Origin of the sequence: Natronococcus sp. JC468 (assembly GCF_012163165.1) — an archaeon.
Classification (GTDB): domain Archaea; phylum Halobacteriota; class Halobacteria; order Halobacteriales; family Natrialbaceae; genus Natronococcus; species Natronococcus jeotgali.
Map to the genome: position 1 here is coordinate 1 of NZ_JAAVUO010000067.1, position 11,918 is coordinate 11,918.

General features: G+C 49.2%; 8 protein-coding genes and 3 pseudogenes. 6 read left to right on the forward strand and 5 right to left on the reverse strand.

The features are described 5' to 3' along the window. Positions 1-174 (forward strand): annotated as a pseudogene (locus tag GWG54_RS19645) (IS5/IS1182 family transposase); the annotation flags it as partial. 253 nt (positions 175-427) lie between these two features. On the opposite strand, the pseudogene GWG54_RS21060 reads toward GWG54_RS19645, so the two are convergent. Then, positions 428-580: pseudogene (locus GWG54_RS21060) on the reverse strand (transposase); the annotation flags it as partial. Positions 581-897: 317 nt separating this feature from the next. Continuing rightward, positions 898-1,770, reverse strand: coding sequence for a mechanosensitive ion channel family protein (locus GWG54_RS19655; RefSeq protein WP_312854309.1), 873 nt, complete (start codon positions 1,768-1,770; stop codon positions 898-900). A gap of 624 nt (positions 1,771-2,394) precedes the next feature. On the opposite strand from GWG54_RS19655, the gene GWG54_RS19660 reads away from it, so the two are divergent. The 3 genes from GWG54_RS19660 to GWG54_RS19670 are packed head-to-tail and all read left to right on the forward strand — an operon-like array spanning position 2,395 to position 6,336. After that, complete coding sequence (locus GWG54_RS19660; protein ID WP_167939346.1) at positions 2,395-2,883, forward strand: cation:proton antiporter regulatory subunit; 489 nt, start codon at positions 2,395-2,397, stop codon at positions 2,881-2,883. Positions 2,884-2,915: 32 nt separating this feature from the next. Continuing rightward, the gene (locus GWG54_RS19665) at positions 2,916-4,658 is read left to right on the forward strand and encodes a cation:proton antiporter (protein WP_167939347.1); all 1,743 of its coding nucleotides are present in this window, start codon (positions 2,916-2,918) and stop codon (positions 4,656-4,658) included. Next, entirely contained in the window at positions 4,651-6,336 is a 1,686-nt protein-coding gene (locus tag GWG54_RS19670; protein WP_167939348.1) for a cation:proton antiporter, read from the forward strand. The genes GWG54_RS19665 and GWG54_RS19670 overlap by 8 nt, the downstream gene beginning before the upstream one ends. Before the next feature lie 176 nt (positions 6,337-6,512). Here the strand turns inward: GWG54_RS19670 and GWG54_RS19675 are convergent, their stop codons facing one another. The 3 genes and pseudogenes from GWG54_RS19675 to GWG54_RS19685 form a co-directional block, all read right to left on the reverse strand. After that, positions 6,513-6,737, reverse strand: a complete 225-nt coding sequence (locus GWG54_RS19675) for a hypothetical protein (protein WP_167939349.1) — start codon at positions 6,735-6,737, stop codon at positions 6,513-6,515. A 383-nt stretch (positions 6,738-7,120) separates the two neighbouring features. Continuing rightward, positions 7,121-7,330, reverse strand: a pseudogene (locus GWG54_RS19680) (IS5/IS1182 family transposase); the annotation flags it as partial. Between the two features lie 775 nt (positions 7,331-8,105). Beyond that, positions 8,106-8,666 carry a diadenylate cyclase gene (locus GWG54_RS19685; RefSeq protein WP_167939350.1) on the reverse strand — a complete coding sequence of 187 codons (561 nt, stop codon included), beginning with the start codon at positions 8,664-8,666 and terminating at the stop codon, positions 8,106-8,108. Positions 8,667-9,047: 381 nt separating this feature from the next. On the opposite strand from GWG54_RS19685, the gene trkA reads away from it, so the two are divergent. After that, positions 9,048-10,385, forward strand: a complete 1,338-nt coding sequence (gene trkA / locus GWG54_RS19690) for a Trk system potassium transporter TrkA (protein ID WP_167939351.1) — start codon at positions 9,048-9,050, stop codon at positions 10,383-10,385. After that, a complete protein-coding gene (locus GWG54_RS19695) occupies positions 10,382-11,860 on the forward strand; it encodes a TrkH family potassium uptake protein (RefSeq protein WP_167939352.1) in 1,479 nt (492 codons plus the stop codon). The genes trkA and GWG54_RS19695 overlap by 4 nt, the downstream gene beginning before the upstream one ends. The last annotated feature ends 58 nt before the right edge of the window (positions 11,861-11,918 follow it).

Consider the following 11,918-nt stretch of genomic DNA (forward strand, 5'->3'; position numbering starts at 1 on the left):
GCACTCATCCGGGCAAAAGGCTACTCTCAGCGCTGGATGGCCGAAACTTCGTATTCGACAACGAAGCGCTCGCTCGGCGATGCCGTGCGAGCGCTGGGCTGGTATCGGCAGTTCCGGGAAATTGTCCTGATGTTCGCCATCTCAAATATAGAACCGCTCTGTGAACCACTCTAACCGTGACTCAGCATCTATTCAACACGGCAGGAGAACGCAGTCTCAACTTCTGCAGGAGGTCGGAAGATGAGACTACAGGCCGTTTAGCAGGCTTGTTGTCGGTGAATTCGGACAAATCAGTTTATCGGTGATCTTTCAGACACCCTCTCAGCCGCTAATTCCTATCAGTCTTAGAAGGGTTTCGACGCTCTTCCGAGGTAGCTTTCAGTGTCGCCACTCAAAACCCACTCTTCCACGCGGGTAGAGTGGCTCTTTACCCGATTCCCGTCTCCTCCTTCAACAGCGTGAGCGTATTTTCCGCCGTTACGAGTGGTGTCTGTCCGTACTCGCCAGTCAACTCGATCTGCACGAGCAGATCGGCAGCTCTCCAAATCGAATACAGCAGACAGGCGAACGCGAGGTGAAACACCGCAGCATGGAGTTCTTCACTGTTGCCGCCGCCACAATTCCACTAGATGATGATTCAAATAACCCAAAGTAATATTCTATAGAGTATACCAATTAGAAATATTGCGTAGAGCAGGATCGTTGCTAAAATCACGATTAAAGGGATTTGCTTTTCACTAAATTCAAAAAGATATTGACGCATATTGAATCGATAATCGACTCTCGGACGTAGCTCTTTTGGATACTGACAGATATTAATAGTTGTTTTACTAACCCTACTAGCTTTGTATAATAGTTAGATAGATTAATATTAGTTATTTCCTGCTTCCGAAAATATCATTTCTCTTCTGTGACTGATCGGAGATGTGGGTATGGGATATTGATCTCGGCGTCTTCGAGTGCTGTCTTCACTGTCTCGAGTACTTCGTCTTCTGCTTTCCACATCTTTTCTGTATTCGGCTTCTTAATCCAGAACCGAATCCGAAGAACGACTGAGGAGTCCGCTAACTCCTCGATCCGTACCGATGGAAACGGTGTTTCTTCGACCATCTCGATTGATTCCACCGCTTCTTGAGCGACCTCGCGGGCGGCCTCGATATTCGCATCGTAGTCAACACCAACATCCACAGAAAATCGAAGTCGACTTTCTTTGCTCCGATTCCGTATTCTCTGGCTTCCGATCACCTCGTTTGGGATGACTACATGCTCTCCATTCGGGCCACGAATTCGAGTGTGGACGATCGTAATCTCGGTAACGATTCCACGATCCTCGCCAACAACGATCCAATCTCCAATCTCAAACGGGCGTGAAAACATCAGAATGAAACCTGCAATGACCGAACTAAGTGTTTCTTGGGCAGCAAATCCGAGAATAACTCCAATAAGACCAGCTCCAACAAGAAGATTAGAAATATCGAAATTCCATACCGTGAGAACGAAAAGTGCCGCAACAATAAGAATGAGAATCTGCAACACACGTGTGATTATTTCACGGTCATGCCGATCAATTCCGGGAGTATTCGTAGAAAAAGCGTCTATCCAAGAGGACGTAGCGATCACTCCGAGATATGCGCAGATAAGTACAAAACCAGTTCCTAACAGCCGTGAGAGTGCTGGCCACATAGCTGTAACTAACTCTACGGTGTACCACACCAGTGACTCATATCCCCAGAGATGAAGTACTCCAGCGAGTCCGCTACCCAAAACCACTACTTGACCGACCCGAAAATACTGCGTACAATCCACCCAAGCGGAAGATACTCGTTCAATTCGTTGTACTGCTTATGAATACTTTCATTCTTCAACATCCGCTTCAAGTAGCGAGGACCTCGCGGAAGAAGAATCAAAAGCAACCCAGTGACGAAAAGAAACACGGTCGTCAGCAAAAGCCGCTGTTCCTCAGGGGAAATAAATGGAAGCGATGAGACGATGTCCTCAAATAATGAGTTGGTCCTCATTGATCCGGGTAGCGCTCACAGCCAAAAACATCTATTGATGAAGCCCATATCGGCACTGATGGGATGAAAGCCTGCTAAGTCCCCACGCATAGATGTAAGACCGGCGTGGCAAAAGATGACAACTAAACAGTGCAGGTTGATTGTATACCTTCGCCAAGCAGACACTCATCCTCATCCATGTGATCGTCTGAGACTGCGTTTCTCAATGCATATGGTTCAGCATTCGTCTCGCCGCTTCGTTTCATCGAGTCTTCACAGGAGAAACAATACAAATAGAGTGCGTGTCAACCAAAAATGGTCATTCCACTGAAAGCCAATCCTGAAAATCTAACATGCTTTTCACCACCATTATATACTTGGGCGTAGAAGTGGGAATATGGATATTTATGAGAGTGATCTCCGTGGGATTGGGAGAAAGTTCGAGATAGAGTTGGATGAGAAGGAGATTTACGTCATTATTATCCATAATAATGGGAGGAGAGAGGTCTACCGGAAAGATTCATCTAGTGCTGATGGAGAAAAAATCATGGATCTTTCAGACCATGAAGCCAGAGTCATGGGAACAATTCTCGAAGGAGCATATTTCCAGCCTATCCGTACAGACTCAATTGAGGCTCAGCTAAGTGAAGATGTTATTATAGAATGGTGGACACTCACCAAAGAGAGTCCAATTTTAGGTCAAACACTTGGAGAGACCGAACTTCGTTCCCGAACAGGTGTCACCATCAGCGCAATCATTAGAGGTGACGATGTAATCTCAAATCCTAATCCGAACACTACGTTTCATGCTGGAGACAAACTCGTAGCTATCGGGTCATCTGACGAACAAGACTCGCTTGAACAACTGCTCTACAGCGCGAACTGATTGGAAATATTGATGACTTCCCTAGACACCTAATGGCTACTGAAATTGCTTTTGCAGCAGACTTCGCTATCATCATCGTAGTTGCAACTATCGTTGGTTTCATCGCCCGACAGACTGGGCAACCAACGATAATCGCTTATATCCTGACTGGCCTAATTCTCGGGCCAGTCTTCCTTGACTTGGTCACCGAAGAGGGACTCGTCGAACTGATGGCCGAGCTCGGCCTTGGATTCCTCTTGTTTCTGCTCGGTATCAAAATGCGGTTCGATGATGTCAGAAACATCCTCCGTCCAATCGTCAATATTGCAGTCTGGCAGACGGTGCTTCAAACTGCTCTCGCATTCGCCGTCGCCTATCTCCTTGGGTTCGGGCTTGTTGAGACCATCGTTATTGCTCTTGCGACGGTTTTCGGGGCCACGCCGATCATCGTGAAGATTCTGTCTGATAAAGATGAGATCACGGAACTCCCTGGGAAAATCGACGTTGGTGTCCTCATTGTGCAAGACATCTATCTTGTAATTGTCCTTGCACTTCTAAGTGCGGAATCACTCGGCAATCCTACTGAAATCGCAACAACAATTGTAACGATCCTGTTCATGATGTCGTTCATTGCCATCTTCTCGATCGCTTCATCCCGCTACATCCTCCCGCAACTGTTTCGACGAATTGCAGATAACAAAGACATCTTCTTCATTATTGGGATTGCATGGGCGTTCTTCTTCATCGCTATCTCAGAGCAGTTCAATCTCTCACTCGAAGTTGGTGCATTCCTCGCCGGGATCAGTCTTGCTCAACTCCCGTACAGCAAGGAACTTGAAGAGCGAGTCAGTCCTGTTACAGATTTCTTCATCCTCGTGTTCTTCGCTAGTATTGGGCTTCGTCTCGCTGCTGATGACCTACTTACGTATTGGGTAGAAGCAGTTATCGCCTCTCTCGTGTTGATGATTGGGAACTTCTGGATTATGTTTTATCTGATTGATCGAGAGAATTTCAGCGTCGAAACCTCGTTTCTCGGATCGGTTAATATGATTCAGGTAAGCGAATTCTCACTTGTTGTTGGCGCAATTGGTGTCGCTCAAGGGTTTATCGATACTGCTATTCTCGGCTATCTCAGTCTCATGGCGATTCTCACGATGAGCATCTCGACATACATCATCAACTACAACAAGCAAATCTATCAGCGGGTTGAGCCATGGTTCAGCCGGTTTGACAGCGAAGAAAAAGGTGACGTAGAACTCGAAGAATACCGAGATCACGCAGTCGTAATCGGATACGACAAAATCACCGAACGTGCATTACCAACGCTAAAAGAACAGTTTGGACAGGTTGTACTCATTGACAGGAAAACCGCTCACGTTGAAAAACTCAAGAATCACAGCGAGTACGACGTCATCTATGGTGATTTCAAACACGGGGAAATCCGGAAAGCTGCTCAACTCAAACAGGCGGCGTTCGTGTTAAGTTCGACCGTTCAGCCCGAGATCAATGAACGACTCCTTACCGAGGTTAGTTCAGACACCACTGTATTTGTTGAGGCAGAATACATCGAAGATGCACGCCGATTGTACGAGGCGGGCGCGGACTACGTCATTATGAGCACCCACATGATGGCAGATCAGATGATCGGCTACTTAGATCAGTATTTCGACGATCAACAGGACTTTGTTCAAGCTATCAGCGACGACGTTCGGCAAATTAACCAAGAAGCGGTCGAACACCCGTCTGAGACGTCATTTGACGCAAATGCCGACATTCGAGGTGATTTAGATGGTTGATTTAATCACCACGCTCGCCGTTATTTTCATCACAGCAGGAGTCTTCCTCATTATCGCTAATCAGTTCTCACTGTCCCCTGTTCCGTTCTTTATCCTCGCGGGAATTCTCACTGGAACTGTAATAGACGAGGCGTCATTGCTTGAACTTGCTCAGTGGGGAATTGCCTTTCTCGTCTTTGTGTTCGGTGTAGGAGTGCGACTTGATACAGTCCAAACTGTGTTCCGAGACAGTGAAGTAACATCTGTCGTCCAACTCAGCATGGTCGGTGCGTTCGGATTCTTGTGCGCCACACTCCTGGGTTTTGACAGACTTAATTCAGTGTATTTTGCTATTGCTGCTGTACTCAGTTCGACGATTGTCGGCGCTGGTCTTCTCCAATCAGAGATCAGGAATAACCTTGTTTATGGGCGGCTCGCCCAGTCTATGCATCTTGTCCAGGATATCCTTGCGATCATATTTATCCTGGTGTTGAGCGTTGATGTCTTTTCAAGCGATGCTATCGCGGCGAACCTTGGTTATGGTGTGATCTTACTCGTTGGAGCACTCATTATTCAGCGACATATCTTCAATCAACTGTCTCGCTTCGCAGGGAACTCTCAAGAACTCATGCTGATGGCCAGTATTTCTATCCTCATCTGCTTCCTCGCTGCCGCAGAATACGTCGGCATCTCCAGTGTGATCGGCGCGTTTGCAGCTGGGCTTGCGATCAAGGCTGATTTCACTAAGAACCCAGATATGCTGAACGGGATTGAATCGATCAAGGACTTTTTTGTTGCGATCTTCTTCGTAACACTCGGCGCATTAGTTTCGATTCCCTCGTTGTCTGTAGTGAGTACTGCCTTTGTATTGGTCGTTCTTACAGCGATTCTGAAACCTGCAGTAACACTTCTCACACTACTCTGGGAGGGGTACGATACGCGAACGGCTTCCCTGACGAGTTTTAGTCTTGATCAGGTGAGCGAATTTACGCTTATCATCGCTATTCAGGCATTAATTGTTGGACAGATTACTCCGACATTATTCGATGCCATAATTCTGGCTGCAGCTGTGACAATGATCACGTCATCCTACACACGTCGTCACGATGAACAATTGTATCAATCGCTACTTAGCGGCATTCTCGATGGGTCGCAGTCGAACAAAATCGATTCTCAAAGTCACGTCGACCAGACGGTTCAAGAGCACGTGATCATTGTTGGATTCGGGCGCCAAGGCCGCCGCATCGTAAACTACTGCGAAACTCAGGATCGTCCCTACGTCGTTATCGAGAACGACCCGACGCTACTTGCCGAGCTAGAATCCCAGTGCGAAAATTATGTATTCAGTGATGCGATGCATCAATACACGTGGGAGAAAGCCCGTCTAGAAAAAGCGAGGCTAATTATTTCAACTATTGACCAGAAGCGCGTTTCGAATCGAATCCTTGATCGATGTGGGAGTGCTGATGTGATTCTTCGGTCCTCAGACCTCTCAGAGGCAAAGTCGCTTCTCAAAGAGGGCGCGCTCTATGTTACTGTCCCCGATCTCCTCGCATCAGAACAGCTAAATAAGCATGTGTTTCAGGTCATTACTGGCTCAACGGACCGCGAGCGCTTACGACAGGAGCATCTCTCCGAATTGGAGACCTTAGAAGACCTTGGGTTCGATTCAGTAGTTAAGAGATCAAATACTATTTGAAAAGCCGATCATTGGTAAGAATCAGTGTATGGATTATACCGCTGGCCACATTCTTCACAGTAATAGTGAGAGATTCGCCAGCCACCGCCGGTAGTGAACATCGGTTGGAATGAGTTGCGAGCATTACACTGTGGGCATTGGACTGGCTGTTTAAACATGGGAGACTGCGTTAGCCGTCATTTATCGGATATTGAATAACTCTGTTCAGAAAGCGTGGCGCGAATCTGATCTTCATACTCAGAAGGTATCTCTTCGCGTGGGGTTACTATTTTGCCCTCTAATTCAAGCACCTCAAATTCGATCGTTTCGACTGCAATATCTCCTCGTTCGTCCACTCCAATGATCTCAATGAGTAATCCTGACCCAAATTGGTGCAATGTAGTAGACGTTACCTCTTCCATAATCCAATTTCTACGACTACAGAGTTAACTCTTTCAAATATTCCAAACCGACATTCGTTGGCTTTCCAAATTCTTCTACTGAACGGCTGCTTCAGCGTAAACTGATCGAGATGAGTGATTCTTATTTGCTAATACACGTTCAATGAACTATCTTGATGGAAATTAATAAGTTGGCTCGTTTCTCTGTCACATACTTGTTCTGTATGTAACGCTCGCCGAAGTCAACACAATCGGTACGCACCATTCTATGACAGCTTCTCTTGCTCGCTTTTGGGAGTCCACTGTGCGGAGGGAGACATGTTGGCGTAGAGTAGGTCACAGTGGCGATGTATAATAGTGGAGGGCCGTGGTGAATCGCCATACAGCGTTGGATTTGCCTAGCTCACAGCACGCAGTATTTGTGGCATCTCGCTCAGGAGATCAAGCGCTTCACGGTAGGATTTTTCCAAGTAAATCCGCAGACAATGCAGCGAAACGACAGCGTAGCCGGCGAATCCGCCGCCACTCTGCGGGACGACGGATTCGCCTCGGCCACCAACAGCACTTTTAGCCAACGTCACTACCTTCCCTGTGAAGCGGGAAATTTTGGACATGAATCATCCGCCGTTTCCCGCTTCAACTCTCTAGTTGCGACGGATCAAGTCAGCGCCGTCTAGCGATTCACCAGACCCTAGTGGAGGGGTATCTATAGGGAGAGTAGCGAGAGGCGGACTCCCCTCTCTGTTTTATCGGATATGTTGAATCACCATACGACGTTGGATCTTACTGTTTATCGACCTGCTTAATATTATATACAGTACATATCAAAGTAATTCCACAGAACTCTCAAGTGGTTCAACGCAGCCGACAAACTCCCACTTATCCTCGACCCGTCCTTTCCACGGGTGATGTTCAACTTCGTGGTTGCGCGGAGTCCCCTTCTTCAAGAAGCGACCTGAGGGAGCGAGTAGAGAGGGGAGGAGCGCGTGCCAATATTTACAACCACCCGCGGAGAACATCCGTCTGTCCATGACGGGCCACAGACAGTCCGTGAGGGCTGGCGTGCCAACCAGGCCACGGTGCGTTTCTCGGCAGGGATGGGTCGCAGTCAACCGACCCCAAAAGCCGGACCAACGAAGCAAACGTGACGCTATGTTCCTCTCCGTCGCCCGTGGCCGAGATCGCGGGGTAGAGTGGAGGTCATGGCTAATTAAATTGCCTCTGGCATCTGGCCCTGCGCCACAAGCGGGTTTCGTCGGTATGAGTCCTATGCCGAGAAACCGCACGCAAGCCCCGTCCTCAAACCGCCGTAGGCGGTTAGGGCGGGGTAGTTGACACTCTGGACCTTTGTTTCCCATCCATTCAGCGAGCTGCGAGCGATTGAAATGATTACAGCCACGCTTGGAAGAGGTCATCCCGAGGTACAGTGGTATAGTCTCCGTCCTCAAAAAGGGTGACTCGCCCGTTTTCGGCACTAAGTGTAATAGCCATTATTACTTCTGGTCGTGCTGACGTGTCGGCAGCACTCATATGACGTGAACCCATCCAGTCGGCATACTCGACTGTGTGTCCACTGTCTTCATCAAAAGTGGATGCATAATCCCGAAACCGTACCATCTGCTCTTGGACGATACCATCCACACTTATCACGACTGCTCCATCCCGCGAGCGAGCAACGTCTGATGTCACCTCGTAGAAGCTATCGACGTCGTTGAGGATATCCCGACACTCGGAAATAGGCCATCGATTATCTCCCATCGGATCAGCGTGATCCCGCACTGAGTATCCGGAGATAATAGTGAAGTAAAGTCCTGGACCAGTAATGTAGGGCTCATTCCAGCGATCGAACGACAAGCTGATGTCTTCGACACAGAATCGGACAACATCTATGAGCTTTTTCACCCGGTCATGAGATCGGTACTCGATATCCAACGGGTCTTCCATTCTCATACCCCCCATTCGGTGGGCATCGGTAAAGACCGTCCATTCCAAACTGACCACTCCCGAGTTCCATAGGGAAACCGGTGTCAATCACCCGAAAACGGAGCTTCTCGATGAATTTCTTTAGCCGCAATGTTACAGTCGAGACGACGTTAAGCTATGATCCCGGTAGTGGTAGAACGTTTTCCAATAGCTTTTGGAATCACATCAATCACCAGGTGCTGTACAATACTCTCTCGGTCGTCCCATTAATTGTGAGATCGTAATCGGCACCCTCATCGGCGTGTCCGTTGATGACATCACCATTATCGAGTGGCAACCGAATGAGAAACGACTTTTAGTATGGTTCAACCGTTAGATAGCGATAATGAGTCCTCCGAAGGTGAACCAATGCGAGTAATCATTGTCGGGGCTGGTGAGGTCGGATCGAATATTGCTACCAGTCTTAACGACAGTCATGACGTCATCGTCGTCGATGTCGACCCCGAAAAGATCGAGGAACTCACGTATTCGCGCGATATCTTGGCAATAGAAGGTGACGGCACATCGCTCGAGGTCCTCCAAGAAGCCGGTGTCGAGGAGGCGGATATGCTCATCACCAGTACGGACGATGACGAAACCAATCTAGTTACGTGTATGACAGCGAAGACTGTGGGCGACGCCTTTACGATCGCCCGAGTTCGGAACGCGAATTTCTTCGACACGTGGACTCAGTCAGAAGGGGCATTCGATGTCGATTTCATGGTTTCGACCAACCTTCTAACAGCCAACGACATCGTTCGGGTGGTCGGTCTCCCGGCAGCAATCGATGTCGAACCCTTCGCTGGTGGTCTTGTCCAGATGGCCGAATTCGAAATCTCGGCAGAGAGTGAAATTGTTGGTCAGACTGTCGAAGAGGCAGACAAGTTCGAGGCGCTTACGTTTGCTGCACTGGTCCGTAATGGCGATATAGTGATTCCCCGTGGGCAGACGCGAATCGAAGCCGATAATTGCGTAATTGTCATTGGTCGTCCAGACAGCGTTCAAGAGTTTTCGAGAACTGTTGTCTCCGCTGAAACTTCGAACGAAACACGGGAGATCGTTGTAATTGGTGGAAGCGGTATAGGATACCACACGGCAAGAATTCTCGGGGAACGTGGACTCAATCCGCGGCTAATCGAGCAGTCAGGCGATCGTGCTCGTCAACTTGCAGAACTTCTCCCGAAATCAGTCGTGTTGGAGCACGACGCCACGGACGTGGACTACCTTATCGAGGAGAATATCGCCGATGCAGATGCAGTGATCGCAACAGCTGATAACGACGAAAAGAACCTGCTCGTATCATTACTTGCAAAGAATATCGGTGTCCGACGAACGGTCGCCGTCGTTGAAGCAGAGGATAACGCCGACTTGTTCGAGGCCGTTGGGATCGATGTCGCAATTAACCCGCGTGAAGAAACTGCAGAGGAAATTATCCGTTTCACGGAGGAAGGCAAGATCGAGAACCTCTCGCTCATCGAGAATCGCCAAGCTGAGGTTCTGGAAATCGAGGTCAACGAGGAAAGCATCCTGGCTGGTCGATCCATCCGCGAGAGTGTTTTGGAACTCCCCTCTGATGTCGTTATTGGTGCGATCACTCGCAACAAAGAGTTCGTCGTTCCACGTGGCGATACCGTGGTTGAACCCGGAGACCACGTCATCCTCTTCGTTGCTGCAGATGCACTTTCTGACGTTATGGCTGTCGTATGAGTTTTCGCGTCGACTGGCGGGTGAGCTGCCGGTTAGTTGGAACGGTTCTCAAATGGTTGTGGGTACCGTTACTGCTCCCGCTCGGGATTGCGCTCTACGATGGAACGCCGATCGTCCCGTTTATCCTCCCGATTCTTGGAACGGGGTTCCTTGGTTGGAGGCTCGAACAGCTAACGGAGAAGCGTGACCTCCGAACTCGAGAAGCGTTTCTGATGGTGTCGCTGACGTGGCTGAGTATTGCGCTCGTCGGTTCCACCCCGTTCCTCCTAGCTGGCGAAGGTGTCCTTGCGCAGCCCGTTAACGCACTCTTCGAAAGCATGAGTGGGATCACAACGACGGGCGCAACTGTTATCGTGAATTTCGAACACCACTCACGGGCAGTTCTCATGTGGCGTGCAGTTCTCCAGTGGCTCGGAGGACTCGGCATTCTGGTACTGGCGACCGCTATTCTCTCTCAGCTTTCTGTCGGTGGCGCACAACTCATGGAAACCGAAACCCAGACTCAGGACGTCAACAAACTCACGCCACGAATCTCAGAAACGGCGGCACTGCTCTGGAAGATTTACATCGGGCTCACCGGTCTACAAGTAGCTGTTCTCTACGGCCTACATTGGGTTGGGCTAGCCCCAGAGATGACGCTATACGATGCCATCGCCCACGCATTCACGACCATCTCCACAAGTGGGTTTTCACCACGAGCGGAGAGTATCGCCGCCTTCTCACCTGCTGTACAGTGGGCAATCATCCCATTTATGATGATCGGAGCGACGAGTTTCGTGCTACTCTACTTCGTTCTCCAAGGAAACGTCGAGCGCCTCCGTAACAGCGATGAATTCCGCTTCTATATTGGCATTCTTGGCGTCTTCACAGGAGGTATCAGCGGTGTCTTACTCATCGACGCATCACTGTACGGAAATCTCGAAGAGATCCTCCGGCATTCACTCTTTCAAGTCGTATCGATCATTACGACTACTGGCTACTCCAGCACTGACTTCAACCTCTGGTCGCCCGGGGCCAAACAGCTTCTGTTCATCTGTATGTTCATCGGTGGCATGGCAGGTAGTACGACATGTTCGATCAAGACGCTCCGCTGGCTGGTAGTCTTGAAGTCCTTCCGCCGTGATCTGTTCGTCGCCACCATCCCAAGTGCAATTCGCCCGGTTCGATTGAGTGGAAGCGTTGTCGACGAGGAAACGATCCGTGACATTTACTCCTATACATTGGTGAGTCTGGTGGTCTTCGTAATCGCGACAATTTTTGTGGTTGTTGATGCATCACGAGTACGATTGATGGTCACCGAGTTCGAGGCAATGAGCGCTGCAGCAGCCACGTTCTTCAATGTCGGACCTGCATTTGGCATCGCAGGCCCACTCGAAAGCTACGAAGCGTTCCCGTGGTCGACGAAGCTCACGATGATCTTTCTCATGTGGATCGGACGAATCGAAATCATTCCTGTATTGGTTCTGACTTTATGAGAATCCTGTTTAAGCCCCAAGTCGGTGAACGAATGCGCTGGGGTTGAAGGAGACCGTC

Bases quoted from the DNA above. Each gene is read 5' to 3' on its own strand.
- GWG54_RS19660 (WP_167939346.1), top strand. From the start codon at position 2,395: ATGGATATTTATGAGAGTGATCTCCGTGGGATTGGGAGAAAGTTCGAG.
- GWG54_RS19665 (WP_167939347.1), top strand. From the start codon at position 2,916: ATGGCTACTGAAATTGCTTTTGCAGCAGACTTCGCTATCATCATCGTA.
- GWG54_RS19670 (WP_167939348.1), top strand. From the start codon at position 4,651: ATGGTTGATTTAATCACCACGCTCGCCGTTATTTTCATCACAGCAGGA.
- GWG54_RS19675 (WP_167939349.1), bottom strand. From the start codon at position 6,737: ATGGAAGAGGTAACGTCTACTACATTGCACCAATTTGGGTCAGGATTA.
- GWG54_RS19685 (WP_167939350.1), bottom strand. From the start codon at position 8,666: ATGAGAATGGAAGACCCGTTGGATATCGAGTACCGATCTCATGACCGG.
- trkA (WP_167939351.1), top strand. From the start codon at position 9,048: ATGCGAGTAATCATTGTCGGGGCTGGTGAGGTCGGATCGAATATTGCT.
- GWG54_RS19695 (WP_167939352.1), top strand. From the start codon at position 10,382: ATGAGTTTTCGCGTCGACTGGCGGGTGAGCTGCCGGTTAGTTGGAACG.